Annotated in this window: 16 protein-coding genes, 1 pseudogene and 1 riboswitch; of the genes and pseudogenes, 16 read left to right on the top strand and 1 reads right to left on the bottom strand. The window is 52.3% G+C overall.

The genetic code is table 11. The annotated features are described in order from the left end of the window. Positions 1-5: 5 nt before the first annotated feature. Positions 6-1,307, bottom strand: coding sequence for a hypothetical protein (locus tag ACFORK_RS21460; RefSeq protein ID WP_379202798.1), 1,302 nt, complete (start codon positions 1,305-1,307; stop codon positions 6-8). 371 nt (positions 1,308-1,678) lie between these two features. Here ACFORK_RS21460 and ACFORK_RS21455 point away from each other — a divergent pair, with 371 nt between their 5' ends. From ACFORK_RS21455 to ACFORK_RS21380, 16 genes and pseudogenes are all read left to right on the top strand, one after another. Continuing rightward, entirely contained in the window at positions 1,679-2,422 is a 744-nt protein-coding gene (locus ACFORK_RS21455; protein ID WP_379202796.1) for a 5'-3' exonuclease, read from the top strand. Between the two features lie 209 nt (positions 2,423-2,631). Beyond that, positions 2,632-3,597 carry a DMT family transporter gene (locus ACFORK_RS21450; RefSeq protein WP_379202794.1) on the top strand — a complete coding sequence of 322 codons (966 nt, stop codon included), beginning with the start codon at positions 2,632-2,634 and terminating at the stop codon, positions 3,595-3,597. A gap of 136 nt (positions 3,598-3,733) precedes the next feature. Further along, positions 3,734-3,922: riboswitch (cobalamin riboswitch) on the top strand. A 266-nt stretch (positions 3,923-4,188) separates the two neighbouring features. Continuing rightward, complete coding sequence (locus ACFORK_RS21445; protein ID WP_379202792.1) at positions 4,189-4,953, top strand: energy-coupling factor ABC transporter permease; 765 nt, start codon at positions 4,189-4,191, stop codon at positions 4,951-4,953. Then, positions 4,954-5,250: an energy-coupling factor ABC transporter substrate-binding protein gene (locus tag ACFORK_RS21440; RefSeq protein WP_379202790.1), complete on the top strand. Its 297-nt coding sequence runs from the start codon at positions 4,954-4,956 to the stop codon at positions 5,248-5,250. It begins immediately after the preceding gene. After that, on the top strand, positions 5,234-6,025 hold the full coding sequence (gene cbiQ, locus ACFORK_RS21435; RefSeq protein ID WP_379202788.1) for a cobalt ECF transporter T component CbiQ: 792 nt from the start codon (positions 5,234-5,236) through the stop codon (positions 6,023-6,025). Before ACFORK_RS21440 ends, cbiQ begins: the two co-directional genes overlap by 17 nt. A 44-nt stretch (positions 6,026-6,069) precedes the next feature. Beyond that, a complete protein-coding gene (locus ACFORK_RS21430; RefSeq protein ID WP_379202786.1) occupies positions 6,070-6,948 on the top strand; it encodes an energy-coupling factor ABC transporter ATP-binding protein in 879 nt (292 codons plus the stop codon). A gap of 16 nt (positions 6,949-6,964) precedes the next feature. Next, a pseudogene (cobJ, locus tag ACFORK_RS29105) lies at positions 6,965-7,796 on the top strand (precorrin-3B C(17)-methyltransferase); the annotation flags it as partial. 137 nt (positions 7,797-7,933) lie between these two features. Continuing rightward, positions 7,934-9,871 (top strand): sirohydrochlorin chelatase, encoded by a 1,938-nt coding sequence (locus tag ACFORK_RS21420; protein ID WP_483874852.1) that lies wholly within the window; start codon positions 7,934-7,936, stop codon positions 9,869-9,871. After that, the gene (gene cobK / locus ACFORK_RS21415) at positions 9,871-10,656 is read left to right on the top strand and encodes a precorrin-6A reductase (RefSeq protein WP_379202784.1); all 786 of its coding nucleotides are present in this window, start codon (positions 9,871-9,873) and stop codon (positions 10,654-10,656) included. Before ACFORK_RS21420 ends, cobK begins: the two co-directional genes overlap by 1 nt. A 10-nt stretch (positions 10,657-10,666) precedes the next feature. Continuing rightward, a complete protein-coding gene (locus ACFORK_RS21410) occupies positions 10,667-11,332 on the top strand; it encodes a precorrin-8X methylmutase (protein ID WP_379202782.1) in 666 nt (221 codons plus the stop codon). A gap of 165 nt (positions 11,333-11,497) precedes the next feature. After that, entirely contained in the window at positions 11,498-12,595 is a 1,098-nt protein-coding gene (locus ACFORK_RS21405) for a cobalt-precorrin-5B (C(1))-methyltransferase (protein WP_379202826.1), read from the top strand. Next, the gene (gene cbiE / locus ACFORK_RS21400) at positions 12,588-13,835 is read left to right on the top strand and encodes a precorrin-6y C5,15-methyltransferase (decarboxylating) subunit CbiE (RefSeq protein WP_379202780.1); all 1,248 of its coding nucleotides are present in this window, start codon (positions 12,588-12,590) and stop codon (positions 13,833-13,835) included. Before ACFORK_RS21405 ends, cbiE begins: the two co-directional genes overlap by 8 nt. Positions 13,836-14,119: 284 nt before the next feature. After that, positions 14,120-14,827 (top strand): precorrin-2 C(20)-methyltransferase, encoded by a 708-nt coding sequence (cobI, locus tag ACFORK_RS21395; RefSeq protein ID WP_379202824.1) that lies wholly within the window; start codon positions 14,120-14,122, stop codon positions 14,825-14,827. Next, positions 14,824-15,621 (top strand): precorrin-4 C(11)-methyltransferase, encoded by a 798-nt coding sequence (cobM, locus tag ACFORK_RS21390; RefSeq protein WP_379202778.1) that lies wholly within the window; start codon positions 14,824-14,826, stop codon positions 15,619-15,621. Before cobI ends, cobM begins: the two co-directional genes overlap by 4 nt. Continuing rightward, the gene (locus ACFORK_RS21385) at positions 15,569-16,711 is read left to right on the top strand and encodes a cobalt-precorrin 5A hydrolase (RefSeq protein ID WP_379202776.1); all 1,143 of its coding nucleotides are present in this window, start codon (positions 15,569-15,571) and stop codon (positions 16,709-16,711) included. Before cobM ends, ACFORK_RS21385 begins: the two co-directional genes overlap by 53 nt. A gap of 199 nt (positions 16,712-16,910) precedes the next feature. Next, positions 16,911-18,614, top strand: coding sequence for a cobyrinic acid a,c-diamide synthase CobB (locus tag ACFORK_RS21380; RefSeq protein ID WP_379202822.1), 1,704 nt, complete (start codon positions 16,911-16,913; stop codon positions 18,612-18,614). Positions 18,615-18,657: the final 43 nt, after the last annotated feature.

Raw genomic sequence — 18,657 nt, 5'->3', positions numbered from 1 at the left:
TGTGTCTAAATCACCTCCGTATTCCAATCCTCTAAGAATGCTCGACTCTTTTCAGCATTTATTACAGCTTGAGAAAGCTGAGTAATGGCTCTATTCATTTTCTGCATACCTGTTAGTTCTTCAACGTATACCATAACAGAGCTATCAAAAGTATCACCTCGGGCATTAGCTGTTTGTCGAACATTTAATCCCAAATCATCTAAACAAATATTTGTAAAAACCCCCCTTAAAGTATGAGTGTTAAAAACTTTGGAGGTTAAATAAGTGTACTCGTCAAAACGTTTTTGTATTAATAATCGTTCAATAAATTTAGAAACAACGCGTTTGAATTTTTCTTCATAAGTTTTTCCCGTCATTGGACTACCAAATTTATTAACAAAAAGTGCATCATCCACTGGGAATTTCTTGGGTGCTTTACGTGATTTTATAGAATTTAAATGTCCAAGATACAGTAGATTCATATATTCACTAGGTATAATAATTTGATGACGACATTTCTTTACTGCTTCCTTTGACAGATTTCTCTTATCTTTAAATAAATGTTCTTGCCTATCATCAATATCTACAACTAATGAGTTACCAGAATACCTTAAACTGCTAGTTACTAGATTTACCACTTCACCTCTTCTTAGCCCCCCAAATCCCTGTAGACCCAGTCCGAAGGCGATGTCTTTACACGACTTTAAACTTAATGCTGTATCGATAAATTCAACTAGTAATTGCTGTCTGTTCTCGCCAAAGTCTCTTAATTCTTTCTTTGGTGTGGAATTTCGCGCATTTCTATTCATCCTTACAAATGGGGTTGAATATTTTTCGTGTCCCTTTTCGTCTATGTATGTGTTTATAAATAGATTTTCATTAATAATCCCTTGCTTTTGAAGAAAGACATAAAGAGCAATTAAAACATATTCCTTACGATCCACTGTTTCCCTGTTAATGGGTTTACCATGCTTATTTAATTGTATCTCTTGGTTTTGTAGAAACTTTGCCCCATGAACAAAGGAAAGTCCAAAAAGACCGTGTTCGAATAATTCTAGGAAATCCTTCTCTCCCGAATTAGTCATAATCAATAAATAATTTAAAAATTGGCAAACAGTACTCGCTACTTGCCTTTCTCTCTCTAAAGACATTGATTTACTTCTATAATCAATAAGAAATTCGGTGATAGGATGAGGATACGCTATTTTGCTGTAGGTATTAAAAAATGCGATTTCGTAGACTCTAATATTAAATCCACGAGATCGTGAATATTCTTTATCAAGTGTTGTTAACCTATAAATATACTTGCCTGATGTAGTAAATGTCATTCAAAGGCGCTCTCCTTTTTTGTGAAATAAAAACAAAAAACGCATGGAGAAAAAGACGGTCTCATTCGAGTTCCGTTCTAATTTTCTTCATGCGTCGCGTGACCTGAAGTCGTACTGCTAAAGTCTCCCATAGGGTGGAAAAATGGACCGTAGCTACTCCCATATGCTATTTAATGAAATATATATAGATATAATTCTTAAAACCTAAAAGTACTTGAACTTCGTTCTGCGGAGTCTGCCTCGCACTGAGGCTGTAGCCCCTATTTTAATACCAATTCTATGTTTATTCAATATATACACTATTAATTTTCCCAAGATGATATAATATGGGATAAATCCAGATAATAAAATCCTTGATATGAAGGGTTTATTTGATAAATTTTTCGTTTGAAAAAAATAATCCCTGTGACAGGTTATATAATGACGGCTATAAATCCAACCGGGCGGAGCCGCCGCTGGAGCTGATTCCCCAGTTCGATCTAGTGAAGGAAGTTGTAGCAGAGCTTGGCGTACCCAACGTCGGGCTGGTAGGCTATGAGGCCGATGATTGCATCGGTACACTGGCAGCCGGTTATGGTGAAGAATCTGAGGTTTACATTATTACCGGAGATCACGACATGCTTCAGCTTGTTACGGACAACGTGAAGGTCGTGATTATGAAAAAAGGCCGTTCCAACTATAAGGTGTATGATCCGGCGGAACTGCTGGAGGATAAAGGTCTTACGCCTGCCCAGGTCATAGATTTGAAAGGCTTTATGGGCGACACAAGCGACAATTATCCTGGCGTTCGCGGCATCGGCGAGAAAACGGCACTTAAGCTGCTAACTGATTATGGTACGGTCGAAGGCGTTATCGAGAATTTGCAGCTGCTGCCTAAGGGAGTGCGAGCCAAGATCGAAGCCGATCTCGATATGCTGCATCTATCACGGGAACTGGCAGAGATCCGCTGTGATGTTCCGGTGGTCTGCACGTTGGACGAGTGCCTGTGGGCGCTTCAGCATGAATCTGCGGCTCGTAAATTCAAAGAGCTGGAATTCGGCAGCCTGATGCACCTAATTGCCGAGATTCAGGAAGAAGAAGGTATTGTGCAGATCGAGCTTGGCGATTTGGGCTAGAGTAATACAAAGTTAGAGTCTAGTGAAAAGCCCTGCAGTGCAGGGCTTTTTGGTATGCTGCAAGGGAGAGTGGCGGGGGGAATCCGCTAATAACCCAGTTTGTATCGGTATAGATGCGGTACATATGAATTGTGGCTACTTCGCTCTGATTGCATAGTATATTGAGTTCAATGTTTGGACACCACATTTATTTTCCGGGGGTAGCACGCATGAAGTCCAGAAACAGCAATACGTCGGCCTATCTGGCCGCTATTCTTTATGCCTCAATTATTGGTTTTTCCTTTTTGTTCGTCAAAATGACGGTCACCGAGGCCAATCCGCTGGATGTGCTAGCGCATCGCTTCGCTATTGGCTGGATCGCAGTGGCCGTACCCTTTCTCTTCCGCTGGGTCAAACTCCGTTTCACCTGGAGTGATGTTCGCAGACTGCTCCCGTTGGGCCTGTTATCTCCAGTGCTGTTCTTTGCGCTTCAGGCGTTCGGTCTAATGAGTGCTTCTTCTTCGGAAGCAGGCATCATTCTGGCGATGGTTCCGCTGTTTACCGCGCCGATCGCGGCTTTTTTTCTTAAAGAACGAACGAATGTTATCCAGAAGCTGTCCATCCTGCTGTCTGTATCGGGTGTTATTTTCATCTTCGCGATGAAGGGAGGCGCTGGCTGGAGTGGCAATAATGTGGCTGGACTGGTGTTACTGGTGCTGTCTGCACTGAGTATGGCAGGTTTCAGTGTGCTGGCAAGGCCGTTGACACGGAAGTATACGCCTTTGGAGATCTCTTTTGTTACTATGGCTATGGGCTTTATTTTGTTCGTGGCTGCTGCTTTGATCAGGCATGGAACGGCAGGCACACTGAATGTCTTCTTCCAGCCGTTCGCAGATTCCAAGTATTTGCTGGCTCTGCTGTATCTGGGTATCCTGTCTACAGTGATTAGCAACCTGTTGTCCACTTATGCGCTAGCCCGGCTAGAAGCTTCCAAGGTCAGCGTCTTCAATAACCTGTCTACGCTAATCTCTATAATCGCCGGAGCCATGATTCTGCACGAAGAACTGACGGTGGCACATATTATTGGCACCTTCATGATTATTACAGGGGTGCTTGGCACCAACTTCGGAAAGCTTCCTTGGAAGTCCAGAGGTGATGCTGCGTCGCTGAATGCGGGAAAAAGCCCGGGTGCCTGATTTTGAGTAAAGAGCTGATTCATCATCTATTACGGATGGGAACGGCTCTTTTTTTTTGAATGTAAATTGGAAGGAATTCCTAACCCCCACTTTTATCACAGACACGTAATGCCAAGTCCGCTATGATGTACAAGATCAATTAGCGATAAAACAAGGTGCCCTTGGATGCCAAGGGGTAACAGGGAATCGGGTGCAACTCCCGAGCGGTCCCGCCACTGTATAGGAGAGCCGTTCTTCACCAGGTCACTCGAAGCAAGATTGGGGAAGACGAAGAGCCGGCGTTATCATCCGAAGCCAGGAGACCTACCTTGTTTTCGCACACCAAGACTCTACGCGGATAGGAGCGGTGTACGAATTGACGGAAGAGCTGAAGGCGGCAAGCGGCCCATGCAATGGCGGACTGTGGATAAGTTCCCTTTGCACAAGGTGACTGCTAGTTTCTGCTGTCTTGAACGGAGTGAGACTGGAATGTGAATTCCGAGCCCATCCCTCTCTTTCGTAAGCAATGGCGTACATAGATCTCCCACCTGTTAGGGTGGGCTTTTTTGGCTTTCAAAGCTTACAAATGAACTTAACGTGGAGGGAAATGGGATGAAACAACGCAGGATGTGGAGTTTTATGCTGCTGGTCGCCGGATTTACCGTGTATTTGCTATTTAATGAACCGGGAACTGCACAGGCCATGCACATTATGGAGGGATTTCTGCCAGTGGGCTGGGCGCTGTTCTGGTGGGCGGCATTTCTGCCGTTCTTTATTCTAGGAATTATGAGGTTGAAAAAAATGACGAAGGACAATCCGGAGCTGAAGCTGCTTCTGGGCTTGTCCGGGGCCTTCACTTTTGTACTGTCAGCACTCAAGATGCCTTCTGTCACAGGAAGCAGCTCTCATCCGACGGGAACCGGTCTTGGTGCAATTATGCTTGGTCCGCTGCCCATGGGCGTTATTGGCTCAATTGTGCTGCTCTTTCAGGCGCTGCTGCTTGCCCATGGTGGAATTACTACGCTTGGTGCGAACGCCTTCTCGATGGCGGTGGCTGGTCCTTTTGCCGGCTATGCGGCGTACAAACTGATTATGGGGACGACCCAGCGCGAAAAACTCGCGGTATTCAGTGCGGCAGCCATCGCGGATCTTATGACCTATGTGGTCACCTCAGTCCAGCTGGCAGTAGCATTTCCGGCTGCCGATGGCGGGGTGATGGCTTCGTTCATGAAGTTCGGAAGCATCTTTGCCATCACGCAAATTCCGCTTGCCATCAGTGAAGGATTGTTGACTGTGCTGCTCTGGAACTGGCTGAAATCTTATAGCCCGCATGAGCTGTCTTTACTGAAACGCCAAACGAAAGGGGCCCAATCCTAAATGAGTGCCAAATGGAAAAATGCCTGGATGCTTCTGGCAGTCGTTCTGCTGGTTGTACTGCCGTTACTGTTTGTAGAAGGGGAATTTGGCGGGGCTGATGATGCTGCAGAAGGCGCGATCACAGAAATTGATCCTTCATATACCCCTTGGTTCAAGCCGCTGACGGAGCTGCCGGGAGAGACCGAAAGTATGCTATTCGCCTTACAGGCGGCTATCGGTGCCGGGGTGATTGGCTATACGATCGGTCTGCTCAAAGGAAGACAAGGCAAGCAGAAGCTGAATGATCAGAAGAATTGACGCTGTCTCCTATGGCAATGCTTTTCGCAGCCTGTCTCCGATGTGGAAAAGCGGATTCGCCGCAGTCATGTTCGTGCTGTCCTTTGTTCTGGACCCAGCTTTACAACTAGCTATTTCACTATGGCTGATGATCTGGTGCATCTTCTATGCCAAGATCCCGATTCAGTTATACGGGATGCTGCTGGGTTCCGCATTGCTGTTCTACTTGATCAGTCTGCCAGTCCTTGTAGTAGAGATCGGCCGTCCGGCAGCCGGAGAGGCAATGGTGGTAATGCCGTTGCCAGGATCTTCACTCTCGCTCTATATGACGGCTGCTGGACTATGGCGAGGTGGGCTGCTGCTGGCAAGAGTGGCAGCTTGTCTGTCGTGCTTCTTTTTTCTGATTCTTACCACGCCGTTTGGCGAACTGCTACAGGTGCTCAGCAGATTGCGGATGCCGCAGATTGTACTAGAACTGATGCTGATCATGTATCGTTTTTTATTTTTGCTCAGCGACACCGCACATGGCATGATGCTGGCCCGGCGATTGCGCGGTGGCACAAGGGGATTTATGCCCAAGCTGCGAGAGGCTGCGGGGATGGCTGGCGTTTTGTTCGCAAAGACGGTTCAGCGATACCATGGTCTATCTCAAGGGATTTTGACCAGAGGGTTTGCTGGCGATATTGTTTTACCGCCCTGTGAGACCCGTCCGGTTCCGGTTCGGTATGCTATTGAGGCTTACATCGGAATGACTGTATTGGTACTCGTTCAGAGCTGGTTGGCCTGGCGATTGTGAATACCGTTGATCCCATCATTTGGGGTCGATAAAGGAGAATCATCATGAATAACTCAAGTCTGGCTTTTGAGGAAGTGGTGTTCCGGTACCCGGACACGAGGGAGCCTGCATTGCAGGGACTGACTGCGTCCATTCCTAAAGGTTCCAGAACAGCTGTGCTGGGCCATAACGGATCGGGTAAGTCCACGCTATTTCTACACGCGGTGGGTATTCTCCGGCCGCAGCAGGGAGTTGTGAGGAAGGATGAGGCAAGGCTGTCCTATGCCCCCAAAGACCTGGCTTCCCTGCGCCGCAGCGTCGGGCTGGTGTTCCAAGACCCGGAGCAGCAGCTGATTTTAAACACGCCTCTTGAGGATGTATCGTTTGGGCTGCGGGGTTGCGGTATGGCTGAACCTATGATCAAGCTGCGCTGCCGCGAGGTACTGGAACGGCTGAACTTAACAGAGCTAGGAGATAAGCCTATCCACCAGCTTAGTCTGGGACAGAAAAAACGGACGGCGCTGGCCGGTGTGCTGGCGATGGAACCAGAACTGATCCTGCTAGATGAGCCAACAGCTTATCTGGACCCTATGTCCGAAACGCTGTTGCTGGAGGCGCTTGATGATATACATGCCCGAAAGGGAACTACACTGGTCATGGCTACACATGACATGAATCTGGCTTACCACTGGGCGGACTGGATTATTGTCCTGGATAAGGGAATATGCAGGGCGTGTGGCAGGCCAGAAGAGTTGTTTGCCAGCCGGGAGATAATGCAGACCATCGGTCTGGGTTTACCGTTGCTGGCTGATGTATGGCAGAGCTTGCCGCCGGAGCTGATATCGGGGCAGAAGGCGCCCCGGACTGCGGATGAGTTCAAGGCTGCTCTGAGTGCACTGCTTACAAGTATTGAGAGGCGAGGAAGTACGGTAACGAGATTATAAAGGGACGAGGAGAATTATGGATAAACAGGGCAAGCTGCTGATCATCGGTTTTGGACCCGGTGCAATGGAACATATTACGGGTCGGGCACTGGCGGCAATAGAAGAAAGCGAAGCGGTAATCGGCTACAACACCTATGTTGAGCTTATCAAGCCACTGCTGCGGCATCAGGAAATAGTCGGCACAGGCATGACGGAAGAGATCAGCCGGGCGCAGGAAGCTGTACGCAGAGCAGAGACAGGACAGACTGTTGCTGTAATATCCAGCGGGGATGCCGGTGTATACGGCATGGCCGGACTGGTGTATGAGGTGTTAATTGAACGGGGCTGGAACCCGGAAAAGGGGATCCAGGTCGAGGTGATTCCCGGCATATCCGCCATCCAATCATGCTCATCGTTGCTTGGCGCACCGATTATGCATGACGCTTGCACGATTAGTCTCAGCGACCATCTTACACCATGGGAGAGCATTGCGACCAGAGTGGAGGCGGCAGCGGCAGCGGATTTTGTTATCGCGTTCTATAATCCGCGCAGCGGGAGGCGGACCCGGCAGATCGAGGAGGCCCGGAACATTCTACTGCGTTATCGCGAGCCTGGAACGCCGGTCGGCATTGTCAAAAGCGCCTATCGTGATCGACAGCAGACCGTCGTAACCACACTCGAGGACATGTTGGAGCATGAGATTGGCATGCTGTCTACTGTCATTATCGGCAACTCGGCGACGACGGTTTTCGAGGGGATCATGATTACCCCGCGCGGATATGAGCGCAAGTACAGCCTTGGCGCGGAGACACAGGCGCTGAAGCCTCACGAGCGGCTGCGGACCTCGGCGGAGCCGTGGTCATTGACCGCGTCAGAGGGAGTCACCGGGCAGCGGGGCGAAGCCGTTGCTTGTCACCCTGCAGCAGGAGGAGCAACCTGCGCAAAGGCAGTACAAGTAGAGGGCACACCCCAAGTGTTCCCGGCCTTGAAGCAGTCAGCAGCGATAATGGCTGCAGAGGGTGGAGAGGCTGAGGCAAGGATCTTCACAGCGGAGCTGGAAGTCTTGCCTCCAGTGGGCAGCCGGACATTGACGGGGGCTCAGTTGGCGCTGCTTGCAGAAGTGGCGGGACCAGCGGGCCAGGTTACCCATACACGAGAAGGGCATTTCCTGCTCCGCAGCATAGCGTGCCGACCACAAGAGCTTGCCCGCAAGCTTCTCGGGGCAGGAATGCGTGTCATGCAGCAGGGGAGCTTCGTGCATGTGGAGACCTGCGGCTTCTGCGAGGGCCGGAGAGCAGGCGGCCTGGGTGCGGCCATAAGATTGAATTATCTTCTGGCCGGACAGCCGGTGCCAAGGGAACTTAGAATCCAGGTCAACGGTTGCGGGATGACCTGCAATTCTGCAGTGCTAGATGACATCGGGGTGGTCTACTCCAAGGGCAGCTTTGAGCTGTATCTCGGGGGCAAGAAATCCGGACGCAGTCCCCAAGCGGGTACTCTTGCCGGCCAGGGGATGAACGAGGATGAAGTCATTGAAGCCGTTATGGCGGTTGTAGGGAGATACCGTGAGCTGGCGACGGAGAACGAGCGTTTCCATACCTTTTTTGCGAGGGTGGGGCTTGCAGGAATATGTTTAGGTTCAGATCATGAGGCGAAGGTCACGAAAGTCGAGACGGCTGTGAGAACAGTATTGCTGGTAGGGCATGGCAGCAGAGTGGCGGAAGGCAACGATGAATTAAGGGCGTTCGCGAATTTGCTGGCAAGACGCAGACCAGAGCTGAAGTTCGAGACCTGCTTCATTGAATTGGCCGGTCCTTCCATAGCCAAAGGTATTGAGAACTGCGTGCAGGGTGGGGCAACTGCGATATATGTGGTGCCGATTATTTTGTTCGCGGCTGGACATTCCAAGCTGGATATTCCTCAGGCGATCGATCAGGCCAAGGCTCGGTACCCTGGTGTTGATTTCATCTATGGACGCCCAATCGGTGTGCAGGATAGGGCGGTGGAGATTCTGTTGGACCGGATCTCCGAAGCTGTGCCAGTGATTCCTTCAAAACAGCCGAATCCACAGAAAGAGGTTTCAGTTGAGAAAAAGGTGAACATTCCCGACGAGGAGACGGTAGTTCTGCTCATGGGCCGCGGTGGGAGTGACCCTGATGCCAACAGCGATTTTTGCAAGTTAAGCCGTTTACTCTGGGAACAAACCTCCTATAAAAGTGTTGAGAGCTGCTTTATTGCCATTGCCAAGCCTTCCCTTGCAGCGGGGCTGGAACGCTGTCTGCTGCTAGGCGCGCGTAAAATCATCGTGCTGCCGTATCTACTGTTTACCGGCGTATTAATCAGGCAGTTCAATGAAAGGGTGGCAGCCTTTGCCGCTGAACATCCTGACATCGAAGTGGAAATCGGCAGTTATCTGGGTGCTCACCCGCTGCTGGTGGAGATGCTGGAAGAGCGAATCGATGAGACTCTGAATGGCCGCAGCCATGCCAATTGCGACAACTGTAAGTACCGTACCGAAGCAGGGGTGCACCACCACCACCATGGACATGACCATCACCATGAGAATGGATGCGGACATGATCACAGCCATGGACATGATCATCATCATGAGAATGGAGGTGGACATGGTCACAACCATGGACATGACCATCATCATGAGAATGGATGCGGACATAATCATAGCCATGGACATGAGCACCACCATGATGAGCATGATCATACTAACGGTCACAGTCAGTGCCAGGGGCATTATGACTTCAATCACGGTTCTGTCCATCATCGTTACTGTCAGATGCACTCCGACGATCGAGAAAGAGATCATGGTCCCGAACATTGCAATTGTGCCGGTGACCACCAGGAGTGCCCGAAGGAAGAGCAAGAGGTGTCCGGACAGCTTGATCGCATCGGCCAGCCGGTCTCCGGTTCGGGAACGGGATCACGCTGATGATATTTATTTTGTGCGGCACGAGCGACGCTCGGGAGCTGGCCTTGATGCTCACGCGGAATGGCCTGCCGCTGCTGACATCGGTCGTGACGCCAAGCGCGGCAGATTCGCTGCGCGAAGCCGGTCTGAATACGCGTGTTGGCAGGTTGGACCAAGGCTGCATGACTGCTTTGTTGCGGGAGGGTAGATTCCGTGCTGTCGTGGACGCAAGTCATCCGTTTGCGCTTGAGGCTCATGCCAATGCAGCGGCAGCGGCAGCTTCCCTTGGCTTACCCTATCTCCGCTATGAGCGGAGAAGCCTTACTTATGCAAGTCATCCGAGGCTGCTGTCTGTCTCTTCCTATGCGGAAGCTGCCGTCAAAGCGCGGGAGCTGAAAGGCTCCGTGATGCTGACTACCGGCGGGAAGACGCTGGAGATCTTTGCCGAAGCATTGCTGGGTGATCCTGAGATTACGCTGACGGTGCGCCTGCTTCCATGCCTGGAGAACATGGAGAAATGTCTCGCTTTGGGGATAGAGCAGCGGAATATTATTGCAATGCAGGGTCCTTTTTCACGTGAATTAAATGAGGCTTTGTACCGCCAATACGGCACAACGGTGATGGTTACGAAGGAAAGCGGAGCAGAGGGATCTGTGGATGAAAAGGTGTACTCAGCCCTGGAAATGGGGCTGTCTGTTATCTTAATTACCCGGCCAGAGCCGTTAACTAATGAGGTATACGATTCTTTTGAAGATATGTCCACAGCGCTCGGCCGATGGCTTCAGGAGAGTAAATCAGAGAAATGAGGGATCCGAAATGGATTTTGGAACTAAGTTCAAGCCGCTGACCGTGCAGCCGCAGGAGATCGAAAGTCTCAGCTTCCGGATGATTACCGAAGAGCTGGGAGCGCATGATTTTAGCCCGGAGCAGTATCCTGTAGTGCAGCGGATCATCCATGCATCGGCGGATTTCGAGCTAGGCCGCAGTCTGGTATTTCATCCCGAGGCGTTGCAGTCCGGCATAGCAGCAATTTTGCAGGGCCAGCCGGTGATAGCCGATGTGGAGATGGTGAGAGCTGGAATCGCCAAGGAACGAATCGGGAGATATGGTGGGGAAGTGCGAGTGCATATTTCCGATCCAGAGGTGGTGGAGGAAGCGAAACGGCTGGAGACTACCCGAGCGATTATTGCTGTCCGTAAAGCTTGCTTGGAGGCCCCGGAAGGCATCTATGTGATCGGCAATGCTCCCACTGCCCTGCTTGAACTGATCCGTCTGGTCAAAGAAGGTGCAGCCCGGCCAAGCCTTGTTATTGGAATGCCGGTGGGATTCGTCTCCGCCGCCGAGTCGAAGGATGAACTGCGCAAGCTGAACATCCCTTATATCACGAATATTGGGCGAAAAGGGGGCAGCACCGTCGTAGTCGCCGCAGTTAACGCGTTGACGCTGCTAGCCGTAAAGCATGCCGCAGAGCGGAAGCTTTGACGCAGAATCTCACAATTAAGCTGCTAAGCCGCGTCCAAGAAATCTTGTGCCGGTGGCTCATCAATAATCAGTCGTGGAGGAAACGTTATGCTGGAGAAGTCTCAGAATCTGATGAATTCCAAGAGTCGCCCGGGGAACGGCGGCGAGGCCAGCGGAAATTCAGAGATGCGTGGTCATGAGACCCCGCCGCTGCGCCGCGGCTACACAACCGGCGCCTGCGCAGCCGCCGCCGCCAAAGGGGCAGCCCTGCTGCTAATCACCGGCGATGCTTCCGAGACTGTAGATATCGATCTTCCGGCAGGCTTCCGTCATACCTTTCAACTAACCGGCTGGCAAAGGCATGGTACATCTTTGGCTGTCTGCGCTACGGTAAAGGACGCTGGAGATGATCCTGATGCGACCCACCGGGCCTGGATTGAGGCTGCTGTAAGCTGGCGGGAAGACCAAGGGATTGAAATTGACGGCGGTCAAGGCGTGGGTCGGGTAACGAAGCCGGGACTGCCGATGCCTGTCGGTGAAGCGGCTATTAATCCGGTGCCGAGAGCAATGATCCGGGAAGCCGTTGCTGGCGTACTGGAAGAACATGGGGCGGCGAGAGGTGTGCGGGTAGTCATTAGCGTACCAGAAGGTGAAGCTATTGCACAGAAGACACTCAATCCCCGGTTAGGTATCGTTGGCGGCATTTCCATTCTCGGCACGCGGGGTGTGGTTACGCCCTTCTCAACAGAGGCCTACAAGGCGAGTGTAAAGCAGGCAATCTCTGTTGCTGCAGCCGCTGGAAACCGTGAGATCGTCCTGACGACCGGAGGCAGCAGCGAGAAGTATGCTATGGCAATGTTTCCAGATCTTCCGGAGGAAGCTTTTATCCAAATGGGTGAATATGTTGGCTTCTCTCTTGAACATGCCAAAGCTTACGGCATCGTCAAGATAACACTCGTCGGGATGGCTGGCAAGTATTCCAAGGTAGCGCAAGGAGCCATGCTGATTCACTCCAAGAATGCGCCTGTTGATTTCTCTTTTTTGTCACGGATTGCACAGGAGGCTGGTGCGGATAGGCAATTGACTGCACAAGTAGAGGCTGCCAATACCGCATCACAGGTCGTGGACCTGATGATAGAAGCTGGGAACTTGGTTTTTTTTGAACAACTGTGTCTCCATGCCTGTAGACATTGTCTAAGCCATATGGGCGGAGGAGCGGTAGTGGAGATGGTGCTGATCACGATGAAGGGCAGAGTGCTGGGAAGGGCGGAAATCCGTGGATAACGTAATTTATATCATCGGCATTGGAGAAGATGGCGCCGGAGGACTGGCCCCGGAGAGTCTGAAAAAAGTGCTGGAAAGCGATGTGCTGCTCGGCGGGGAGCGGCAATTGTCTTTTTTTGGACAGTATACTGGGGACAAAATTGTGCTCAAGGGCGGACTGCAGGCCTTTACCGATAAGCTGGAGAAGCTGTGGAAGAACCGGAAGACAGTCGTGTTGGCATCGGGAGACCCGTTATTTTTTGGCATTGCGACCGCTCTTGTGCACAAATTCGGGGCGGAGAATGTCGAGGTTATTCCGCATTACAGCAGTGTGCAGCTGGCTTTTGCCCGGCTTGGGGACAGCTGGCAGGATGCGGAGCTGGTGAGCCTGCACGGACGGCCAATTCACGGTCTGGCACAGCGGATTGACGGCAAGGCCAAGGTCGCGATCCTGACCGATGCGGTCAATCATCCAGCGGTGATCGCCAGTTATTTGTTGGAGTTCAGTATGATGGAATATGAAGCTTTCGTCTGTGAACGGCTGGGCAGCCGGGAGGAAAGATGCGGGTTCTGGGAGCTGGAAGAACTGAAGGGACTGGATCGTGGTCATTTTGCTTCCCTTAATGTAGTTATATTGCGGCATAAGCCCGGGAATGTTGTCGCAGCCCGGCGAGGCTTTGCTTATGCGGACGAGGATTTCGCGCAGCGGAGACCGGACAAGGGACTGATTACGAAGCGCGAGGTGCGCGCCTTGGTCTTGTCCGAGTTGAATCTGGGTGAGCAGGCTATTGTCTGGGATATCGGGTCCGGCTCAGGAGCAGTGGCAGTGGAGTGTGCGCGAATAGCCCGCCAGGGCCGAGTCTATGCACTGGAAAAAGAGGCAGAAAATCTGTCTAACATAGAAGAAAATCGGCGCAGGTTCCGCGCGGATTTCGAAATTATTCATAGCAAGGCACCACAGGGGCTGAAGCATTTGCCGGACCCGGATGCCGTATTTATCGGTGGCAGCGGCGGGGAACTGGCGGCCATTATCGCGCTAAGCGCTGCACGGCTGAGGCCGGAAGGAGTCATCGTCGTCGGGGCGATTACGGTCGAGACGCTGCACGGCAGTATGCAGGCGCTGGCACTGGCCGGTCTGGAGGTAAGAGTAACGATGCTCCAGGCTTCGCGCGGGAAGCCGATTCTGGATATGACCCGTTTTGAAGGGTTGAATCCCGTCTATGTGGTCAGCGGCAGGTGCAGGGGTGTACGGCGGCAGTAATCTTTTTATATACAAATGCAAGTAAGATTCGGCTATGAAAATGATGCACAGATTCCTAGTTCCTGCGAGTAAGGGTGTAGCTCTTCGCGGGGACATAGAAGTCGTTCTTTTTAACGGAAAACTATGAATTAAGGAGGGGAAAGGCTATGAGACAGCTTGATATTGAAGAAGATGTTGTGAAGCAGGCAACTATTGAGCAGATGGGGAGAGCCGCAGGACAGGAAGAGGATGATCTTTTGTGGGGAAATGAAGAGCAGTTTGTTCCTGAGGAAGGCGCTGAACAGATGGTCATCGGTACGCTTTATGGTGTAGGTGTCGGGCCAGGAGATCCCGAGTTGATTACAGTGAAAGCTTGTCGCTTACTCAAGGAATGTCCGGTGATCGCCTATCCTGCGGCCAAACATGGCGGCAAATCCTATGCACAGGAAATCGTAGATACTTACGTCAGCGGCGAGGACAAGGATATGCTTGGTTTGGTATTTCCTATGACCAAGGATCCTGTTCAGCTGGAGAATGGCTGGCGATGGACTGTGGAGTTGTGCTGGAATGAGCTGAGGCTGGGCAAAGACATTGCTTTTGTCACCGAAGGCGATCCCAATCTGTACAGCACCTTCATTCATTTGGCCCGGCTGATGCAGGAGCTTCATCCGGGAGTTCCTATAGTTTCAGTACCCGGCATTTCTTCTGTACTGGGTGCGGCCGCTGCATTGGAGCAGCCGCTCGCGGAAGGCGATCAGCGGGTGGGCATCATTCCGGCTACAGGCGACAGGGAGGCAATCAAGGAGGCGCTGCTGCACCATGACACGGTGGTGTTCCTGAAAGTAGCAAAGGTGCTCGATACCGTACTTGATGTGCTTGATGAGCTCGGACTTCACAGCAAGGCATCTGTTGTTACCAAGGTGACTTCTCCTTATGAAACGTTGTGGAAGGATGCGCGCGAGCTACGCGGACATGAACTGGAATATCTGAGTCTCATGGTGGTGAGCAAATGACGGTACTGGAGGCAAAAGTATATATCGTGGGCGCAGGTCCTGGCGATCCCGAACTGATTACTGTGAAGGGTCAGCGCATTCTTCGCTCTGCCGATCTTGTGCTCTATGCGGATTCTCTGGTTAGCGAGGAGCTGATTCGTAATGCAAAAGACGATGCAGAGATGCTGCCAAGCTCTGGCATGGATCTGGAGCAGCAGGTAGAGATTATGGTGGCGGCAGTACAGTCAGGTAAAAGCGTAGCTCGCGTCCATACGGGCGATCCGGCCATGTACGGGGCTATCCTGGAGCAGATGACCCTGCTTCGGCAATGTGGCGTAGGTTACGAGATCGTACCGGGAGTCAGCTCTGTCTTTGCTTCCGCAGCAGCAGTAGGTGCGGAGCTGACGGTGCCAGAGCTTACGCAGACAGTGATTTTGACGCGTGCGGAAGGGCGCACACCGGTTCCTGAGCGGGAGCGGTTGTCGCTGCTCGCCGCGCATCACTGTACAGTAGCGCTGTTCCTGAGCGCCGCACTGGCAGAGCAGGTCACGGCAGAGTTCCTCGCCGCTGGCTGGAGTCCTGAGACGCCGGTGGCGGTGGTCAAGCGGGCGACCTGGCCCGACCAGCAAATCCTGCGTACAACGGTGGTGAAATTGGCGGATGACTTGCGAGATGCAGGCATTACTATGCATGCCATGATCCTTGCAGGCTGGGCATTAGACCCCGCGCTGACGGAAGCGGACAGCCACCGTTCCAAGCTGTATGATAAGAGCTTTACACATGGATGCCGGGAAGGAATATCCACTGATGTCTAAGAAGTATGCAGCGGTAGCTATAACACGAAACGGTATCAAACTGGCACTGGAGCTGGGCGTGATGATGGAGGATACAGATGTATTCTGTAGCGCCAAGTATACGGAAGGCCAGGAGGGGGCGGCGGATGTCTATTCGTTCTCTGAGCCGCTTAAGGATCTGTTGTCAGAGCTGTTCTACCGTTATCAGGGACTGATTCTGTTCTTTTCACTTGGCGCGGTAGTTCGGCTTATTGCCCCATTATTGCAGGATAAAAAGACTGACCCTGCCGTTGTGGCCATGGACGAGCGTGGTGAGCATGTGATTAGTGTCCTGTCCGGCCACCTGGGCGGAGGGAATGCGCTGACTCAGCGGATTGCCGGGTTGCTGAACAGCCGTCCAGTTATCACTACAGCTTCAGATGTGCAGGGCACATTTGCAGTGGATTTGTTGGGCCGTGACTTCGGCTGGCGAGCGGACAGTTTCGATTCAATGAAAAAAGTGAGCGCAGCCATCGTTAACGGTGAGCCGGTTGTTTTTGTGCAGGAGTGCGGTGAGCCGGATTGGCTGCCTATTGGATTAAAGCTGCCGGAGAATCTCAGGATTTTTGGAAGTATCTCGGAGGTAATAGAGCAGGGGATATCGTTCTCAGCTGCCGTTATTGTAACAGACAGACAGCTTAAGGCCAAAGAAAAGGAAACTCTGCAAGCCTGTTCAGTGGTGTATCGGCCACGGAGTCTTGTGCTTGGCATCGGCTGCAATCGCGGCACCTCCATGGCTGAGCTGGAGACGGTAGTAATGACTACGCTGGAGGAGTTAAGTCTGTCTCCGGTGAGCGTGCGAAATCTGGCAACAATTGATATCAAAGGAAATGAGGCTGGACTGCTGGAATTGGGGGCCAAGTATGGCTGGAAGCTAATTACCTATCCCGCAGAACAACTGAATAAAGTAGCGCTGGATCAGCCGTCGGAGACAGTTTTCCGAGCTACGGGAGCGTACGGTGTATGTGAACCGGCTGCTTTGCTGTCCTCTGGCGCTGCAGACTGGCTGCTGCCCAAGAAAAAGAGCGGTAACGTCACGATATCGGTGACCCGGGTGGCTTTTAATACATAGTACAGCTTGGGAAGCATTTGAATTCATTGTCGGACAGGAAAGGGGGGATATGAGCATGCTTGATGAGACAGAGGGTTTGACTGAAATCACAGAGGGCGAAGGTATGTACTCTTCAGATTCAATGAGAGGAAATGATATGGATCTGTCAGATATGACCCGGGAGGGTATGTATTCGTCGGAGATGAGAGAGAGGGAATCTATGTATTCTTCTGGTAGTGAAGCCAGTGGGAACAGGCAGTGCAGCCGTCTGGTTATCGCCGGCACCGGCAGTAGCTGCGGCAAAACCACGGTGACGCTTGGCCTTCTGCGGGCCCTGGTCCGGCGTGGACTGAAGGTGCAGGGGTTTAAATGCGGGCCAGATTATATTGATTCGGCCTATCATGCGGCTGTGACTGGTCGTCCCGCCCGCAATCTTGATTCCTGGATGACTCCGCATAATTATATGCTCGCCAGCTTCCTGCATGCCTCTCAGGATGCGGATATATCGATCATTGAGGGTGTGATGGGGCTATATGACGGCAAGGAGCCGCTGGGGCTTTCCGGCTCCACAGCAGAGATTGCTCTCCTGACAGCCAGTCCTGTGCTGCTGGTTGTGGACGCCCGCAGCATGGGACGCAGTGCTGCGGCGGTGGTACTTGGCTTCCGGCAGCTGGAGCCGGAAGTTCAGATCGCAGCGGTGATGCTTAACCGCTGCGGTAGCCCCAGCCATTACAGGACAGTGAAGGCGGCCGTTGAGGCGGCCTGCAATATTCCTGTCATAGGCTGGCTGGGGCGAGATGCCGCTCTGGATATCCCGGAGCGGCATTTGGGCTTGCTGCCAGCGATGGAGCGCGGCGAGCTGGAGCCCTTGTTCGACACCGCCGCCGATCTGGTGGCGGCGGGGATTGACCTTGCGCGGCTACTAGAGATTGCCGCCGCCGCGCCATTGCTGGCTAATCCAGTCGTCGCAACGGACCAGACGACAGATACCGCCGCGCCACCACTGCCGTCCCATCTCGCCGTCGCAACGAACCACTCGACGACAGGTCCCGCCGCGCCACCACTGCCGTCCCATCTCGCCATCGCAACGAACCAGTCGGCGACAGGTCCCGCCCCGCCGCAGTTATCTGCAATCTCCGCCGTTATTAGACCAGTGCAGGATCGCCCGGATGATCATACACAATCAGACCACCTGAGACACCACAAGCAGCAGTTCAATCCGGTCAGCCACACGCAACTGGACAGTCTCTCAATTGCTCCAGTCATAGCTGTTGCACGCGATGCTGCGTTCAATTTCTATTATGCCGACAATTTGGAATTGTTGACCCAAGCTGGAGCGCGGCTTGTAGAGTTCAGTCCGCTACGTGGTGACGGGGTGCCGGAAGAAGCCGATGGCATCTACCTTGGTGGGGGCTTTCCCGAGGAATTCGCTGCAGTTATTTCCGCGAACAGGGCCTTTATGCAAGGGCTCAGAGATGCTGCGGCCAATGATATGCCGCTATATGCCGAATGCGGCGGATATATGGTGCTGGCCCGTTCCTTGACCGATAGGGCCGGAGCTGACCATGCCATGGCCGGCATTATTCCGGCGTATGCTAAGATGCAGGAACACCGCGCTGCGCTGGGCTATCGGGAGGCCACTGCGCTCTCGGATTGTCTGCTGCTGGAGAAGGGGGAAAAGTTGCGGGGGCATGAATTTCATTATTCAACCATGAGTTATGATGAGGCACCGCGCCAATATGCCTATGAGAGCAGCGGGAGAGGTGGCAATCATCTGGAAGGCTATGTCTCCGGGAATATCATGGCCGCTTATGCGCATATCCATCTGGCCTCTTACAAACCTGCGGCTATCCGCTGGGTAGCGGCCTGTAGGGCTTATCAGAACAGAAAAGGCGCTCAAATCCAGGAAGGGCGGAACGGTTGAATCCATTTGACCGCCCAAGCCCGGAATAGTCGTTCACGCAGTC

It is taken from the genome of Paenibacillus sp. GCM10012306, from assembly GCF_042649265.1.
In the GTDB taxonomy this organism is placed as follows: domain Bacteria; phylum Bacillota; class Bacilli; order Paenibacillales; family Paenibacillaceae; genus Paenibacillus_AQ.
This window is presented reverse-complemented; position numbering and strand designations above follow the sequence as displayed.

Coding starts and splice junctions, on each gene's coding strand:
- ACFORK_RS21405 (WP_379202826.1), top strand. CDS start 11,498: ATGCGTGGTCATGAGACCCCGCCGCTGCGCCGCGGCTACACAACCGGC.
- ACFORK_RS21460 (WP_379202798.1), bottom strand. CDS start 1,307: ATGACATTTACTACATCAGGCAAGTATATTTATAGGTTAACAACACTT.
- ACFORK_RS21440 (WP_379202790.1), top strand. CDS start 4,954: ATGAGTGCCAAATGGAAAAATGCCTGGATGCTTCTGGCAGTCGTTCTG.
- ACFORK_RS21420 (WP_483874852.1), top strand. CDS start 7,934: ATGGCTGCAGAGGGTGGAGAGGCTGAGGCAAGGATCTTCACAGCGGAG.
- ACFORK_RS21430 (WP_379202786.1), top strand. CDS start 6,070: ATGAATAACTCAAGTCTGGCTTTTGAGGAAGTGGTGTTCCGGTACCCG.
- ACFORK_RS21445 (WP_379202792.1), top strand. CDS start 4,189: ATGAAACAACGCAGGATGTGGAGTTTTATGCTGCTGGTCGCCGGATTT.
- ACFORK_RS21380 (WP_379202822.1), top strand. CDS start 16,911: ATGTATTCTTCTGGTAGTGAAGCCAGTGGGAACAGGCAGTGCAGCCGT.
- cobK (WP_379202784.1), top strand. CDS start 9,871: ATGATATTTATTTTGTGCGGCACGAGCGACGCTCGGGAGCTGGCCTTG.
- cobI (WP_379202824.1), top strand. CDS start 14,120: ATGGTCATCGGTACGCTTTATGGTGTAGGTGTCGGGCCAGGAGATCCC.
- cobM (WP_379202778.1), top strand. CDS start 14,824: ATGACGGTACTGGAGGCAAAAGTATATATCGTGGGCGCAGGTCCTGGC.
- ACFORK_RS21410 (WP_379202782.1), top strand. CDS start 10,667: ATGGATTTTGGAACTAAGTTCAAGCCGCTGACCGTGCAGCCGCAGGAG.
- ACFORK_RS21385 (WP_379202776.1), top strand. CDS start 15,569: ATGATAAGAGCTTTACACATGGATGCCGGGAAGGAATATCCACTGATG.
- cbiQ (WP_379202788.1), top strand. CDS start 5,234: ATGATCAGAAGAATTGACGCTGTCTCCTATGGCAATGCTTTTCGCAGC.
- ACFORK_RS21450 (WP_379202794.1), top strand. CDS start 2,632: ATGAAGTCCAGAAACAGCAATACGTCGGCCTATCTGGCCGCTATTCTT.